The organism is Trinickia diaoshuihuensis (assembly GCF_003390925.1).
Lineage (GTDB): Bacteria > Pseudomonadota > Gammaproteobacteria > Burkholderiales > Burkholderiaceae > Trinickia > Trinickia diaoshuihuensis.
On record NZ_QUBS01000070.1, the window covers coordinates 18,142 to 34,280 of the forward strand.

Annotated in this window: 12 protein-coding genes; 1 reads left to right on the forward strand and 11 read right to left on the reverse strand. The window is 65.3% G+C overall.

The features are described 5' to 3' along the window. Nucleotides 1-66: 66 nt before the first annotated feature. A complete protein-coding gene (gene argJ / locus DXT59_RS14090; RefSeq protein WP_116137511.1) occupies nt 67-1,314 on the reverse strand; it encodes a bifunctional glutamate N-acetyltransferase/amino-acid acetyltransferase ArgJ in 1,248 nt (415 codons plus the stop codon). Nucleotides 1,315-1,329: 15 nt separating this feature from the next. Continuing rightward, the gene (gene secA, locus DXT59_RS14095; RefSeq protein ID WP_116137512.1) at nt 1,330-4,158 is read right to left on the reverse strand and encodes a preprotein translocase subunit SecA; all 2,829 of its coding nucleotides are present in this window, start codon (nt 4,156-4,158) and stop codon (nt 1,330-1,332) included. A 181-nt stretch (nt 4,159-4,339) separates the two neighbouring features. On the opposite strand from secA, the gene DXT59_RS14100 reads away from it, so the two are divergent. After that, entirely contained in the window at nt 4,340-4,825 is a 486-nt protein-coding gene (locus DXT59_RS14100; RefSeq protein WP_116137513.1) for a DciA family protein, read from the forward strand. Nucleotides 4,826-4,895: 70 nt separating this feature from the next. Here DXT59_RS14100 and lpxC read toward each other — a convergent pair whose 3' ends face one another. From lpxC to murD, 9 genes are all read right to left on the reverse strand, one after another. Next, on the reverse strand, nt 4,896-5,813 hold the full coding sequence (gene lpxC / locus DXT59_RS14105; RefSeq protein WP_116137514.1) for a UDP-3-O-acyl-N-acetylglucosamine deacetylase: 918 nt from the start codon (nt 5,811-5,813) through the stop codon (nt 4,896-4,898). A 665-nt stretch (nt 5,814-6,478) separates the two neighbouring features. Further along, nucleotides 6,479-7,681: a cell division protein FtsZ gene (ftsZ, locus tag DXT59_RS14110; protein WP_116137515.1), complete on the reverse strand. Its 1,203-nt coding sequence runs from the start codon at nt 7,679-7,681 to the stop codon at nt 6,479-6,481. Between the two features lie 150 nt (nt 7,682-7,831). Next, nucleotides 7,832-9,064: a cell division protein FtsA gene (ftsA, locus tag DXT59_RS14115; RefSeq protein WP_116137516.1), complete on the reverse strand. Its 1,233-nt coding sequence runs from the start codon at nt 9,062-9,064 to the stop codon at nt 7,832-7,834. Nucleotides 9,065-9,084: 20 nt separating this feature from the next. Further along, nucleotides 9,085-9,846 carry a cell division protein FtsQ/DivIB gene (locus DXT59_RS14120; RefSeq protein ID WP_116137517.1) on the reverse strand — a complete coding sequence of 254 codons (762 nt, stop codon included), beginning with the start codon at nt 9,844-9,846 and terminating at the stop codon, nt 9,085-9,087. A gap of 9 nt (nt 9,847-9,855) precedes the next feature. Further along, nucleotides 9,856-10,797 (reverse strand): D-alanine--D-alanine ligase, encoded by a 942-nt coding sequence (locus tag DXT59_RS14125; protein ID WP_116137518.1) that lies wholly within the window; start codon nt 10,795-10,797, stop codon nt 9,856-9,858. After that, nucleotides 10,790-12,190 (reverse strand): UDP-N-acetylmuramate--L-alanine ligase, encoded by a 1,401-nt coding sequence (gene murC, locus DXT59_RS14130; RefSeq protein ID WP_116137519.1) that lies wholly within the window; start codon nt 12,188-12,190, stop codon nt 10,790-10,792. The genes DXT59_RS14125 and murC overlap by 8 nt, the downstream gene beginning before the upstream one ends. Beyond that, on the reverse strand, nt 12,187-13,293 hold the full coding sequence (gene murG, locus DXT59_RS14135; protein ID WP_116137520.1) for an undecaprenyldiphospho-muramoylpentapeptide beta-N-acetylglucosaminyltransferase: 1,107 nt from the start codon (nt 13,291-13,293) through the stop codon (nt 12,187-12,189). The genes murC and murG overlap by 4 nt, the downstream gene beginning before the upstream one ends. Further along, nucleotides 13,290-14,573, reverse strand: coding sequence for a putative lipid II flippase FtsW (gene ftsW, locus DXT59_RS14140; protein WP_116137521.1), 1,284 nt, complete (start codon nt 14,571-14,573; stop codon nt 13,290-13,292). The genes murG and ftsW overlap by 4 nt, the downstream gene beginning before the upstream one ends. Beyond that, the gene (gene murD, locus DXT59_RS14145; protein WP_162878073.1) at nt 14,570-16,099 is read right to left on the reverse strand and encodes a UDP-N-acetylmuramoyl-L-alanine--D-glutamate ligase; all 1,530 of its coding nucleotides are present in this window, start codon (nt 16,097-16,099) and stop codon (nt 14,570-14,572) included. Before murD ends, ftsW begins: the two co-directional genes overlap by 4 nt. Nucleotides 16,100-16,139: the final 40 nt, after the last annotated feature.

Sequence of the window (16,139 nt, forward strand, 5' to 3'; positions counted from 1 at the left end):
AGCATCGGGCGCCGACGCGCGCCGCGTTGATCGGTGCGCAGCCGCCAGCACGCGGCCGCGCACGGATCAGGAACGGTAATCGGCGTTGATCGAAACGTAGTCGTGCGATAGATCGCAAGTCCAGATCGTGGCCTGAGCATTGCCACGGCCGAGGACCACGCGAATCGTGATTTCGCTTTCCTTCATGACACGCTGTCCGTCCTCCTCGCGATAATCGGGATGACGGCCGCCGGCCTTCGCGACGTGCACGTCGCCGAGATAGAGGTCGATCTTGCCGACATCGAGATCGTCGATGCCCGCATAACCGATCGCGGCCAGGATCCGCCCGAGGTTCGGGTCGGACGCATAAAACGCCGTCTTCACGAGCGGCGAGTGGCCGATCGCATAGGCGATCTTCCGGCACTCGGCCTCGTTCGCGCCGCCTTCGACTTGCACGGTCATGAACTTCGTCGCCCCTTCGCCGTCGCGTACGATCAGTTGCGCCAACGTCTGCGCCAGGCGCACGACCGCATCGCGCAACGCCGCGTAGGCCGGCGCATCGATCGACGTGATCGCCGGCAGGCTCGACTTGGCCGTAGCGATCAAGATGAAGGAATCGTTCGTCGACGTATCGCCGTCGATCGTGATGCAGTTGAATGACCGGTCGGCGACGTCCTTGACGAGCGTATCGAGGACGTCCTGCGCGAGTGCGGCATCGAACGCGAGAAAACCGAGCATCGTCGCCATGTTCGGCTTGATCATGCCCGCGCCCTTGCTGATACCGGTGAGCGTGACCGTGTGGCCGTCGATCGTGACTTTGGCCGATGCCGCCTTCGGCAGCGTATCGGTCGTCATGATGGCTTGCGCCGCCTCATACCAGTGCGCCGCCGCGCGGCGCTCCAGCGCGGCCGGCAAACCGGCTTTGAGGCGATCGACCGGTAGCGGTTCGAGGATCACGCCCGTGGAGAACGGCAGGACTTGCTGCGGGGCGATACCGGCCAGGCGCGCCAACTCGTCGCAGGTTTCGCGCGCATGTGCGAGGCCCGGTTCGCCGGTGCCCGCGTTCGCATTGCCCGTATTGACGACGAGCGCGCGAATCCCCTTGGCCCCCTTCGCTTCCCGCGCGAGAGCGAGATGCTCGCGGCACACCGTGACCGGCGCGGCGCAGAAGCGGTTCGACGTAAATACACCCGCTACCGTCGCGCCTTCATCGACGGAAATGACGAGCACGTCCTTCCGGTTCGGCTTGCGGATGTTCGCCTCCGCGTAGCCGAGCGTCACGCCGGGGACCGGATGGAGTTGAGCGGGATCGATCGAGGGAAAATTGACGGCCATGGTCTGGAGTTCCGGTTAAGCGAGCTTGCCGTGACACTGCTTGTACTTCTTGCCGCTGCCGCACGGGCAGGGATCATTGCGGCCAACCTTCGGCACGCCGCCCGTGCCGGCCACGGCCGCGGTCGCCGCGGCGCCGGCCGCATGCGCGCCATGGCTCATGGCTTGGCCGACCATATCGGCCGCGGCGGCGTCCGCCGACTCGGTCGCGGCCGTGGCAGCGCCCGCTTCGGCAAACTCGGCGTGACGGAACTCCACGTTCTCGAGATGGCTTCCCTGTTCTTCGTACTGCTCGGTGGCCTCTTCGAGTTGTTCCGGCGATTGGATCTGGACGTTCATGACGATGCGCGTCACTTCCGTCTTCACGATATTGAGCAGCGTCTCGAACAACTCGAACGCTTCGCGCTTGTACTCTTGCTTCGGGTTTTGTTGCGCATAGCCGCGCAGATGGATGCCCTGACGCAAGTGGTCGAGCGCGGCCAGGTGCTCGCGCCAGCAACGGTCGAGCGTCTGCAGCATGATCGAGCGCTCGAACGAGCTGAACGCCTCGCGGCCGACGAGCGCGACTTTCGCCTCATAGGCTTCGTCCGCCGCGGCGATCACGGCTTCGAGAATATCGTCCGCATCGAGCGACTGCGATTCGTTGATCATCTCCTGAACGGCGAGGTCGAGCTGCCAATCTTTACGTAGCGCTTCCTCGAGCTCGGGCGCATTCCATTGTTCCTCGATGCTGCCCGCCGGGATGTGCTCATGCACGACGTCGGTGATGACCGCATGGCGCATCGCCGTAATCGTTTCGGTGATGTCGTGCGCCTCGAGCAACTCGTTGCGTTGCTGATAGATGACCTTGCGCTGATCGTTGGCGACGTCGTCGTATTCGAGCAGTTGCTTACGAATGTCGAAGTTGCGCGCCTCGACCTTGCGCTGCGCCGATTCGATCGAACGCGTGACGATGCCCGCCTCGATCGCCTCGCCCTCGGGCATGCGCAGGCGATCCATGATCGCGCGCACGCGGTCCCCCGCGAAAATGCGCAGCAGCGGATCTTCGAGCGACAAATAAAAGCGCGAGGAGCCCGGATCGCCTTGACGGCCCGCGCGGCCGCGCAACTGATTGTCGATACGGCGCGACTCGTGACGCTCGGTGCCGATGATGTGCAAGCCGCCCGCGGCCTTCACTTGATCGTGCAGCGCTTGCCATTCGTCGTGCAGCGCTTGAATGCGCCGCGCCTTTTCCTCGGCCGGAATCGACGGGTCCGCTTCGATCAGCGAGGCCTGCTTCTCCGCGTTGCCGCCGAGCACGATGTCGGTACCGCGGCCGGCCATGTTCGTCGCGATCGTGATGCGCTTCGGCCGCCCGGCTTCCGCCACGATCGCCGCTTCGCGCGCGTGCTGTTTCGCATTGAGCACTTCGTGCGGCAAGCCTGCCTTGGTCAGCAGCGACGACAGCAGCTCGGAGTTCTCGATCGAGGTCGTACCGACGAGCACCGGCTGGTTGCGCTCGTAGCATTCGCGGATGTCGCGGATGACGGCGTCGTAGCGTTCCTTGGCCGTCTTGTAGATCTGGTCTTGACGGTCGATCCGCTTCGGCGGACGGTTCGTCGGAATGACAACCGTCTCGAGCCCGTAGATCTCGTTGAATTCGTACGCTTCCGTATCGGCCGTGCCCGTCATGCCCGAGAGCTTGCCGTACATGCGGAAGTAATTCTGGAACGTAATCGAGGCGAGCGTTTGATTCTCGCTCTGAATCTTCACGTGTTCCTTCGCTTCGACGGCTTGGTGCAAGCCGTCGGACCAGCGGCGGCCCGCCATCAAGCGGCCCGTGAATTCGTCGACGATGACGACTTCGCCGTTTTGCACGACGTAGTGCTGATCGCGGAAGAACAGCGTATGCGCGCGCAGCGCCGCATAGACGTGGTGCATCAACGTGATGTTCTGCGCGGCGTACAGGCTCTCGCCCTCGCCGATCAGGCCCCACTCGGCGAGCAGACGCTCGGCCTTTTCATGACCCGATTCGGTCAGGAAGACCTGCCGGCCCTTTTCGTCGAGCGTATAGTCGCCCGGCTTTTCGATGCCCGTGCCGTCGGCCTTCTCTTCGCCGATTTGACGCTCGAGCAGCGGCGGCAGAGCGTTCATTCGAACGTACAGCTCCGTATGATCTTCCGCTTGGCCGGAAATGATCAGCGGCGTGCGCGCTTCGTCGATCAAGATCGAATCGACTTCGTCGACGATCGCGAAGTTCAGCGAACGCTGCACCCGCGCGCTGGTCTCGTAGACCATGTTGTCGCGCAGGTAATCGAAGCCGAATTCGTTGTTCGTGCCGTAAGTGATGTCGGCGGCGTACGCCTGCTGCTTCGACTCGTGGTCCATCTGCGACAGATTGATGCCGGTGGACAGGCCGAGGAAGTTATACAGCCGCCCCATCCACTCGGCATCGCGCTCCGCCAGGTAGTCGTTCACCGTCACGACGTGCACGCCGCGCCCCGACAGCGCGTTCAGGTAAGCGGCCAGCGTGGCGACGAGCGTCTTGCCCTCGCCCGTGCGCATTTCGGCGATCTTGCCGTAATGCAGCACCATGCCCCCGATGAGCTGCACGTCGAAGTGACGCATCTTCAGCACGCGGCGGCTCGCCTCGCGGCATACGGCGAACGCTTCGGGCAGCAGTTTGTCGAGCGACTCGCCGCTCGCCACGCGCTGGCGGAATTCATCCGTTTTCGCGCGCAGTTGGTCGTCCGTCAATTGCTCGATTTGCGGCTCGAGCGCATTGATCACCGCGACGGTCTTTTGATACTGCTTGACGAGACGCTGATTGCGGCTGCCAAAGATCTTTTGGAGAAAACCGGTGGTCATCGGGTCGAGTATGCGTCGCGGCTTCGGTCGGGCGGCCGCGGTCTCTGAAGAGACACGGCGGACGCCCGGGTTCGGATAGCCTCGGCGGCTTATTCCATGAGTGAATTCGAATCGCGCATTTTAGCACGCGGGCCTTAATGTACCGTGTCCGCAGCGTGCTCGCGGGCGGTACAATCGCGCCATGAGCCGCTTTTCGTCTTTTTCCAAATTTGCCGCGCCGCGCAGGCCGCAGGCCGTCTCGGAACTGCTCGGCCGCACCGATGCGTTCGCGGCGCTGCGCGCGGGCGTCGAGCAAATATCGGCGTTGGAACGCGACTTGGCGCAATTGCTGCCCGATTATCTCTCTGCCAACGTCGAACCCGGCTTCATCAAGGACGGCGCGCTGACCCTGTTCGCGGCGCACAGTGCCCTCGCGGCGCGTTTGCGGCAGGTCGAACCGCGGCTGCTTTCGGAGTTGCAGCAACGCGGCTGGCCGGTGCGCACGCTCGCGATCAAAGTGCGGCCCCGGCCGATGGCCGAGCCGCCGGCGCCGAAGCAAGCCCGGATGACGCCGGCCGGCGCCGCCGCCCTTCAAGCGCTGAGCCGCACGCTTGCGCCCTCGCCGCTCCAGGCCGCGCTCGCGAAGATGGCCGCGCGCCACGGCAAACCGGTCGACCAAAACGACTAAGCGGCCCGCAGGCCGCTTAGCGTAGACATCATCTAGATGGGTATGACGACCGGCGCGCCGTCGGGGCGGATCAGGCGAACGCCGTCTGCGCCTCGTAGCCGAAACCGCGCGGCGCCTGCCGCACGTCGTCGAAACTGAGCACTTCGTAGGCGTCCTCGTGGGCGAGCAATTCGCGCAGCAGCGCGTTGTTCAAGCCGTGCCCTGATTTATACGCCGTGTACGACGCCAGCAACGGGTGGCCGACGACATAAAGATCGCCGATCGCATCGAGCATCTTGTGTTTGACGAACTCATCGTCGTAGCGAAGACCGTCATTGTTCAAGATGCGGTAGTCGTCGAGCACGATCGCATTGTCCAACGTCCCCCCCCGGGCCAAGCCGAGCTCGCGCAGCATTTCGACTTCATGGGCGAAGCCGAACGTGCGCGCCCGCGCGATCTCGCGAACGTATGAGGTCGTCGCGAAATCGACTTCGAGCGCTTGGCCGGTCTTATCGACGGCCGGATGACTGAAATCGATCGTGAACTTGAGCTTGAAGCCGAAATACGGATCGAGGCGCGCGAATTTGTCGCCCTCGCGTACTTCGACGGGCTTGACGACCTTGATGAACTTCTTGGGCGCGTTCTGTTCTTCGATGCCGGCCGATTGGATCAGAAACACGAACGAGGCGGCGCTGCCATCCATGATCGGAATTTCCTCGGCCGTGACGTCGACATATAGATTGTCGATGCCGAGGCCCGCGCAGGCCGACATCAAATGCTCGACCGTCGAGACCCGCACGCCGTCTTTTTGCAGCACCGAGGCAAGGCGCGTGTCGCCGATCGACAGCGCCCGCGCCGGAATGTCCACGGGCGTGGCCAAATCGATGCGCGAGAACACAATCCCGGTGTTGGCGGCAGCCGGGCGCAGCGTCAGCTCGACCTTGCGCCCTGAGTGCAAGCCGATGCCGACCGTCTTGACGATCGATTTGATGGTGCGTTGCTTCAACATGATTCCGTCGGTTCGATTGCTATTCTCAATCGGTATTTTTTAGTCCATAGCGCGAATTATACCGCATCCGGCGGATGCGTTCATTTCCGCGGACGTATCAATCTGTTTCCCCCGGTTACCGCAATCGACAAAACAAAGCCGGCGGCCGGAACGGAGGCATTCCCGGCCGCCGGCCCGTAACGGACCGTCACAAAATGCGCGGCGCACGCGTTGCCCGCGCGCAACGCCGTGTCGGCGGCGCGAAGGCTCCCGGCCAAGCGAGCGTCATCGCTCGGCTCGTTTCGACGAAGCCGTTGTCCGGAACATCTTGCCCGCGATGCCCCGAACGCCCGGCCGCGCCAACGCGCGGTCAATGCCGGCGCCGCTCTTTCTGCCCGCGGCCCTGACTTGACGCGGCGCAGCGCGGTCAGCGGCTTGCTCGCTGCCAGATCCGTCTGTCGCAGACCGTTAGAGCGCATCCGTGCGCGGGACGTGTCGCCCTCGCGCGCGCCGCGCCGCCCGGTCTCGGGCGCGCCGACAGCCGATCCACCCGCGTCGCTTGCGCGCTGCGAGCGGTGGCCGCGCCCGGTCGTCCGACAGGACGAAGCCGCCTGACGCCGTTGCCGTTCATGTCGCCTTCCAACGCCTCACGCGACGCGCGAAGCGCGCGCGGGCGAACGCGCCGCTTAGTCGGCCTGCTTACGCAGGAACGCGGGGATGTCGTACGTGTCGACGCCCTTTTCCTGCAGAGCCTGCACGTGCGAAGCCGCCGTTTCGCGCGAATTGCGCCACACGGCCGGCGTATCGAACGCGCCGTAGTCGGCCGTGTTCGCATGCGCCGGTTGCGCGTAGCCGTGCTGCATCACCGGCTGATTGTCCGTGCCCGTGCGCAGCAGCGTCATCGGCGCCGCTTGCGGCTTCTTCGCGGCGCTCGCGGCGGCGCGGCCCAGACCCGTCGCCACCACCGTTACGCGCAGCGCATCGCCCATCGCGTCGTCGTAGACGGCGCCGAAGATGACCGTTGCGTCTTCCGCGGCGTAGCTCTTGATCGTGTTCATCACTTCGCGCGTTTCCGACAGACGCAGCGAGCGGCTCGACGTGATGTTCACGAGCACGCCGCGCGCGCCCGACAGATCGACGCCTTCGAGGAGCGGGCTCGCCACGGCTTGCTCCGCAGCCAGGCGGGCGCGATCGACGCCGGCCACCGTGGCCGTGCCCATCATCGCCTTGCCTTGCTCGCCCATCACCGTCTTCACGTCTTCGAAGTCGACGTTCACGAGCCCGTCGACGTTGATGATTTCGGCAATGCCGGCCACCGCGTTGTTCAGAACGTCGTCCGCGCACTGGAAGCACTTGTCCATCTCGGCGTCATCGCCCATCACCTCGAACAGCTTGTCGTTCAGAACGACGATCAGCGAGTCGACGTGATCCTCCAGTTGCTGCGAACCTGCTTCCGCCACGCGCATGCGCTTGCCGCCTTCAAATTCGAAAGGCTTGCTCACGACGCCCACGGTCAAGATGCCCATTTCCTTGGCGATCTGCGCGACCACGGGCGCCGCGCCCGTACCCGTGCCGCCGCCCATGCCGGCGGTAATGAACACCATGTGCGCGCCACGCAACGCATCGGCGATCCGCTCGCGCGCTTCTTCGGCCGCCGCACGTCCCATCTCGGGCTTCGCGCCCGCGCCTAGACCGGTGTTGCCGAGCTGAATCACGTTCGGCGCGCGCGAGCGCGACAACGCTTGCGCATCGGTGTTCATGACGACGAAATCGACGCCCTGCACCCCTTTGCTGATCATGTGCGCGACGGCATTGCCGCCCGCACCGCCAACGCCCACCACCTTGATGATGGTGCCGTTGGTTTCCGTTTCCAACATCTGGAATTCCATATTGCCTCCGTCAAGAAATAATCCTGCTGATCGGCCGTTATTCGACAAGGAATCGGGCAACCCCTTGCCGCACGCGAGCCGCCGGCACCCGCGCTTTCACTGCCTGCCCGAAGCGCATCGCAGCGACGCGCGTTGGGCCGTTTTCGATCGTTAAAAATTGCCCAAAAACCAGTCCTTCATTCGCGAGAAGACCTGCCCCATCGAGCCGGACTGCACCGCAACCTTGCGCCCGCGCATCCGCTGCGACGAGCCCTCCACGAGCAAGCCCATCGCCGTCGAATAGCGCGGATTGCGCACGACGTCGGCCAGACCGCCCGCATATTCCGGTACGCCGATGCGCACCGGTTTCAGGAAAATGTCTTCGCCGAGTTCGACCATGCCCGGCATCATCGAAGCACCGCCCGTCAGAACGATCCCGGAGCTCAAGAGTTCCTCGTAACCGGACTCGCGCACGACTTGATGCACGAGCGAGAACAACTCCTCCACGCGCGGCTCGATCACCGCCGCGAGCGCCTGGCGCGACAGCGTGCGCGGACCGCGTTCGCCGAGCCCCGGCACTTCGATCATTTCATCGGGATCGGCCAGCGCCTGCTTCGCGATGCCGTAGCTGACCTTGATGTCCTCGGCATCGGGCGTCGGCGTGCGCAAGGCCATCGCGATATCGCTCGTGATCTGGTCGCCCGCGATCGGAATCACGGCCGTGTGGCGAATCGCGCCTTCGCTGAAGATCGCGATATCGGTCGTGCCGCCGCCGATATCGACGAGCACGACGCCCAGTTCTTTCTCGTCCTCGGTCAAGACAGCCAGCGACGAGGCGAGCGGTTGCAAGATCAGGTCGTTGACCTCGAGCCCGCAACGGCGCACGCATTTGACGATGTTCTGCGCGGCCGATACGGCGCCCGTCACGATGTGCACCTTCACTTCGAGGCGAATGCCGCTCATCCCGATCGGCTCGCGCACGTCTTCTTGGCCGTCGATGATGAATTCCTGCGTGAGGATATGCAGCACTTGCTGATCGGTCGGGATGTTGATCGCCTTGGCGGTCTCGATCACGCGCGCGACGTCGGCCTGCGTCACCTCCTTGTCCTTGATCGCCACCATGCCGCTCGAATTGAAGCTGCGAATGTGGCTGCCGGCGATCCCCGTGAAAACGTTCGTGATCTTGCAGTCGGCCATCAACTCGGCTTCCTCGAGCGCGCGCTGAATAGACTGCACCGTGGCCTCGATGTTCACCACGACGCCCTTTTTCAGACCCTTCGATTCGCTTTGCCCGAGCCCGATCACCTCGTAGTGACCCTCGCCGCGCAACTCGGCGACAATCGCGACGACCTTGGCCGTACCGATGTCCAGGGCAACCAGCAGATCCTTGTAGTCTTTACTCATAGCGTGCTCATTGCGTGTGTTTACTTCGCCGCGGGTTTGCCCGCGGTCGCATTGCCGATGAAGCGCATCCCCGCGGCGCGAATCGCAAAGCCGTTCGGATAACGCAAATCAGCGTATTCGATATCGTTCCCCCAGCGCGCCGTGACCGCGCCCCATGCCGCGCTGAGCCGATGGCTGCGCTCGGCCAGCGTTTGCGGGTTGCGCTCCCGGCCATACTCGATCTGCGTGCCGTTCGACAGTTTCACCGTCCACGCATAGCGCGGCGAGAGCGTCACCTCGTCGGGCGTCGCTCCGAGCGGCGCGAGCCACTTCTTGAAATCGAAGTAGCGTGCGACGACTTCCTTCTCGGTCCCGTTCGGTCCGTTGAACGCGGGCAGGTCTTGATCGAGTTCGCCCTGGTTCGCCGTGAACAGCTCGCCGTCGACGCTGACGAGCTGATCGCTGCCCCAGGTGGCGAGCGGCTTGTACTCCTCCAACGTGACCGCGAGTGCGTTGGGCCAGACGCGCCGCACGCTCGCGCGGCGCACCCACGGCATCTGCTCGAATGCCGCCCGCGCGCTGTCCAGATCGACCGTGAAGAAATTGCCCTTCAAATGCCCCACCACGCCGGCGCGCACCGTCGGCGCGTTGATGTGCTCGGTGTCGCCGCCGATCGCGATCGTATGCAGCGCGAACGCCGGGCGCTGCATCAGCCAATACGCGCCAGCCGCCAAGAGCACCAGCGCCCACAGCGCATAAAGCGCGTTGGCGGCGAGGTTCAGTTGGCGTACGTTGTTCCACATGGCCGGCGATCAGTCCGAAAGCGTCAAGGCGAGCACGCCGACGACGAGTTCCTGATAGCTGATGCCGACCGCACGCGCCGCCTTCGGCGGCAGCGAATGATCGGTCATGCCCGGCGCCGTGTTCACCTCGAGGAAATACGCGTTGCCGTTCGCATCGAGCATGAAGTCGGCGCGGCCCCAATCGGTGCAGCCGAGGACCTCGAAAGCGCGGCGCGAGAGCGCCTTCAGGCGCGTTTCTTCCTCGGCACGCAGGCCGCACGGGATCAGGTACTGCGTATCGTCGGCGATGTACTTCGCGTGATAGTCGTAAAACTCCCCGGCCGGCACGATCTTGATGATCGGCAAATCGAGGTCGCCCGCGATGCATGCGGTGTACTCGCCGCCGCCCTCGATGCTCTTTTCGACGACGACGATCTTGTCGAACTTCGCGGCTTGCTCGAGCGCGGCCGGCAGCGCGTCGGCGCTCTTCACCTTGGTGACGGCCACGCTCGACCCCTCGCTCGCGGGCTTCACGAACAGCGGCAAGCCGAGTTTGGCGACGATCTGAGCGGCGCGCGCGGCGTAGTCGTCGCCGCGCATGACCGCCTCGAACGGCGGCGTGGGCACGCCGAGCTGTTGCCACACGAGCTTCGTGCGGAATTTGTCGAGACCGAGCGCCGAGCCGAGCACGCCGGGACCCGTGTAGCGGATGCCGTAAAAGTCGAGCGCGCCCTGGATCTGGCCGTTCTCGCCATAACCGCCGTGCAGCGCGATGAACGCGCGCGCGAAGCCCTCGTCCTTGAGCGCGGACAGGGGCCGCTCCGACGGATCGAACGGATGTGCGTCGATGCCCGCGTCGCGCAGCGCCTTCAGCACGAGCGAGCCGGATTTGAGCGACACTTCGCGCTCGGCGGATTCGCCCCCGAGCAAGACGGCCACTTTGCCGAAACGTTTCGGATCGATGCTACTCATCTCTAACCTTTAGTTCTTGAACGAGGCGGCCCGGCACCGTGCCGATCGAGCCCGCGCCCATCGTGATCACCACGTCGCCGTCGCGCGCGAGCGTCGACAGCGCCTGCGGCACGTCGTCGATCGTCGCGACGAATGCCGGATCCACCTTGCCCGTCGCACGCACCGCGCGCGCGAGCGCTTGACCGTCGGCCGCCACGATCGGCGATTCGCCGGCCGCGTACACCTCCGTCAACACGAGCGCATCGACGCCCGAGAGCACGCCGACAAAATCCTCGAAGCAATCGCGCGTGCGCGTATAGCGATGCGGCTGGAAGGCGAGCACGAGCCGCCGACCCGGGAATGCCCCGCGCGCGGCAGCGATCGTCGCCGCCATCTCCACGGGGTGATGCCCGTAGTCGTCGATCAGCGTGTAGTGCCCGCCGCCGGCCGCCGGCATTTCGCCGTAGCGCTGAAAGCGCCGCCCCACGCCCGTGAACTCGGCCAACGCCCGCTGAATGTCGGCATCGGCGATCTCGAGTTCGGTCGCGATCGCGATCGCGGCCAGTGCGTTTTGCACGTTATGCGTGCCCGGCATGTTCAGCACGATGTCGAGCGGCGCCGCGCCTTCGCGTACCGCCGTGAAATGCATCTTGCCGTCGCGGGCCAGCACGTTGATCGCGCGCACTTGCGCATCGGGCGCGAACCCATAGCGAATCACGGGCTTGGAGACGAACGGCAGGATCTCGCGCACGTTCGTGCAATCGACGCAGAGCACGGCGATCCCGTAGAACGGCAACCGGTGCGTGAATTCGATGAACGCCTGTTTGAGCCGGGCGAAGTCGTGCCCGTACGTGTCCATGTGATCTTCGTCGATGTTCGTGACGACTTCGATCACGGGCAGCAAATTCAAGAACGAGGCATCCGACTCGTCGGCTTCGGCCACGATGAAATCACCCGTGCCCAGACGCGCATTGACGCCCGCGCTCGTCAGGCGTCCGCCGATGACGAACGTCGGGTCGAGCCCGCCCGCCGCGAGCACGCTCGCGACGAGGCTCGTCGTCGTGGTCTTGCCGTGCGTACCGGCGATCGCGATGCCCTGCTTGAGCCGCATCAGTTCGGCCAGCATCACGGCGCGCGGCACGATCGGCACGTGCTTGCGGCGCGCGGCCAGCACTTCGGGGTTGTCGCTGCGCACGGCCGTGGAAACGACGACGGCATCCGCATCGCCGATGTGCTCGGCGGCGTGGCCGATTTCGATGCGTGCGCCGAGCGAGGCCAGCCGGTCGGTCGAGGCGCTGCGGGCGAGATCCGATCCGCTCACGCGATAGCCGAGCGTGACGAGCACCTCCGCGATACCGCTCATGCCGGCGCCGCCGATGCCGACGAAGTGAATATGTTTGACGATGTGTTTCATGACCTTCCTTCTCGGCGCGCGAGCGCCACGGCCGCGCAAACTTGCGCGACGCGATCGGTGGCTTCGGGCTTGGCCAGCAAGCGCGCGCGCTCGCCCATCTCGGCGAGCGTTTCGCGCGTCTGGCTGCGCAGCCAATCCGCGAGGTTTTCGGGCGACAAGTCGCGTTGCTGCACGAGCACGGCCGCGTTTTGCGACGCGAGGAACTGCGCGTTCGTGCTTTGGTGGTCGTCCACCGCGTACGGGAACGGCACGAACAGCGCCGCCACGCCGACGGCCGCCACCTCAGCCACCGTCATCGCGCCGGAGCGGCAAATGACGAGGTCGGCTTCGCCGTATGCGGCGGCCATGTCGTCGATGAACGGCACGAGGCGCAATGCCTCGCCCGGTTCGAAGCCGGCTTGGACGTAATTGGCGCGCAGCGCGTCGATATGCTTCGCCCCCGCCTGATGAACGACGTGGGGACGCTCGTGCGCACCAAGCAAAGCCAGCGCGCGCGGCACGCATTCGTTGAGCGCCGCGGCGCCGAGGCTGCCGCCGACGACGAGCACGCGCAGCGGTCCGGTGCGACTCGCATAACGAGCTTTCGGTTCTTGCGCATGGCACAGCTCATCGCGCAGCGGGTTGCCAGTCCACTCGGCGCCGGGCAGCGTGTCCGGGAACGCGACCAGCACGCGGCGGGCAAGCTTGGCGAGCACTTTGTTCGCCAGCCCCGCCACCGAGTTCTGTTCGTGCAGCACGAGCGGACGCCCGGTCAGCGCCGTCATGACGCCCGCCGGAAACGTGATATACCCGCCCATCCCGAGCACGACATCGGGCTGCACGCGTTTGAGCACCCGTGCGCTTTCCAAGCAGGCGCGCAGCAAATTCAGCGGCAGCATGAGCTTCGTCTTGAGCCCCTTGCCGCGCAACCCGCCGAAACGGACGAATTCGATCGGCAAGCCATGCTTGGGCACGAGCGATGCCTCCATGCCCGACGGATTGCCGAGCCAGACGACGCGCCAGCCCCACGCGCGCATACGGTGGGCCACCGCGAGCCCCGGGAACACGTGCCCCCCGGTGCCGCCGGCCATCACCAAGAGCGTGTGTTGCGGCGTGCTGCTCATACTTTCCCCCCACGCATCAGCACGCGATTCTCGTAGTCCACCCGCATCAGCACCGCGAGCGCAACGCAGTTGAGCACGATCCCCGAACCGCCGTAGCTGACGAGCGGCAGCGTGAGCCCCTTGGTCGGCAGCAGACCCAGGTTCACGCCCATATTGATGAACGTTTGAGCGCCGAACCACAAGCCGATGCCCTTGGCCACCAATCCCGCGAACGTGCGATCGAGCGCAAGCGCTTGCCGGCCGATCTCGAACGCACGGCGCACGATCCAGTAGAACAGCAAGATAACGACGAGCACGCCGACGAAACCGAACTCCTCGCCGATCACGGCGAGAATGAAGTCGGTATGCGCTTCGGGCAGATAGTTGAGTTTTTCGACGCTGCCGCCGAGGCCGACGCCGAACCACTCGCCGCGGCCGAACGCGATCAGCGAGTGCGTCAATTGATACGCCTTGCCTTGCGCGTAGCGATCGTCCCATGGGTCCAGGTAGGCGAAGATCCGCTCGCGCCGCCAGGGAGACGCCCAGACCAATATCGAAAACGTGCCGACGGCCGTGGCGACGAGGCCGCCGAATAGCTTGCCGTTCACGCCGCCGAGAAAGAGCACGCCCATCGCGATGGCCGCGACGACCATGAACGCGCCCATATCGGGTTCGAGCAGCAGCAGCGCGCCGACGACGCCGACCGCGAAGCCCATCGGCAAAAAGCCCTTGGCGAAACTGTGCATGTGCTCTTGCTTGCGCACGGTGTAGTTCGCCGCGTAGATCGTGACGGCGAGCTTCATGATCTCCGACGGCTGCATGTTCATGAGGCCGAGCGGAATCCAGCGGCGCGCGCCGTTTACGCCCTTGCCGATGTGCGGCACGAGCACGATCACCAGCGCGAAGAGCGCGAGCAAGAATAGCTTGGGCGCATACTTGTCCCACACCGAAATGGGAATCCTGAACGTCACGATCGCGACCATCGAAGCGATGGCGAGCGAAATCGTGTGGCGCATCAAGAATGCATAGGTGTGATAAGCCGCATACTTCGGCGAATCGGGCATGGCGATCGACGCCGAGTAGACCATCACGACGCCAAGCGCGAGCAGCGCGATCGCCACCCACAGCAGCGCGTGATCGTAATCGAGCATGCGCGAACGCACGGGGCGCATCCCGCTGACCGCGCTCGCGAGGCCACCCGCCCCCGAGGAAGCGACGCCGGCCGTTTTCGCCGGCCTAGCGCCGCCTGCGCTATCGCGCTGCGGCGCCAGGCCCGGGCCGAACCGATCGAGCCAACTCATAGCATCGTCCCCCGCTGCGCCGCAATCTCCTCGACCGTGTCATGGAACACGGCCGCGCGGTGCGCATAGTTGGTGAACATATCGAGGCTCGCGCAGGCCGGCGAGAGGAGCACGGCATCGCCCGGCTCGGCGAGCGCGAAAGCGGCATGCGTCGCCGCTTCGAGCGTGGGCTGATCGACGAGCGCGACGCCCGTCTCGGCGAGCGCGGCGCGAAGTTGCGGCGCGTCGCGTCCGATCAACATGACGGCGCGGCACCAACGCGCGACCGGGCGCACGAGCGGCGCGAAATCCTGGCCCTTGCCGTCTCCGCCGGCGATCAACACGACGCGCTGCGCCAAGCCGTCGAGCGCGGCGACGGTCGCTCCGACGTTCGTGCCCTTGCTGTCGTCGACGAAGTCGATGCCGTCGATGGACCCAATCAACTCGACGCGATGCGGCTCGCCGCGATACTCGCGCAAGGCGTGCAGCAACGGCGCGGCCGGCAATCCGATCGCGCGCGCCAGAGCGAATGCCGCCAGCGCGTTCGCGGCGTTATGCAACCCGCGGATGCGCAGTGCGTCGGCGGGCATCAAGCGCGTCATGGCGAGATCCGCGGGCGCGGGCGCTTCTTGCTTGCGACGGCGCGGGCTCGCCGTTTCGTCCGACGGCTCGCGCTCGCGCGCCTGCGCAAGCCAATTGATGCCGTTTTCGAGCACGAGCCCGTAGTCGCCCAGACGCGTGGGCTCGTTCAATCCGAACGTAATGCACGGCGCCGGCGTTTGCCCGGCCGCATCGGCACGCGGAGCGAGCGCCATGGTGCGCGGATCGTCGCGATTGAGCACGCGCACCGTATTCGGCCCGAAAATGCGGCCCTTCGCGGCGGCGTAGGCATCGAGACCGCCGTGCCAGTCGAGGTGATCTTGCGTGATGTTGAGCACGGTTGCCGCGTCGGGAGCGAACGAGACGGTCGTCTCGAGTTGGAAGCTCGACAGCTCGAGCACCCACACCTCAGGCAACGCCGCCGCATCGATGGCATCCATCAAGCGGTCGAGCAGCGACGGGCTGATGTTGCCGGCGACCGCCACCTTTTTGCCGGCGCGCTCGCATAGCAGCCCCGTCATGCTCGTCGTCGTAGTCTTGCCGTTCGTGCCGGTGATCGCGACGACCTTCGGGGCGTATCCGCTTTCGCCGAGATGCGCGAGCGCCTGCGCGAAAAATTCGAGTTCGCCCCAGACCGGAATACCGCGTTCGCGCGCGCTCGCGATGAGCGGGACGAGGTCCTGTGCGAGCGGCGACAAGCCCGGGCTCAGCGCGACGAGTTCGATCCCGCCGTCGAGCAGCGCCGGCGAAAACGCGCCGCCAACGAACTGAGCGTCGAGTCCGTGCGTCGCGAGCGCCGGCAGATTCGGCGGCGCCTCGCGCGTATCGGCGATGCGCAAACGGCACCCCTGGCGCGCGCACCAGCGCGCCATCGCAAGGCCCGACTCACCGAGCCCCAGCACGAGCACCATCGGCCTTTGCCGATCACGAAACATCTCGCCGAACATCGCTTGCTTTCCCTTTTCCTTTGCGTTTGCCGCGCGGCGC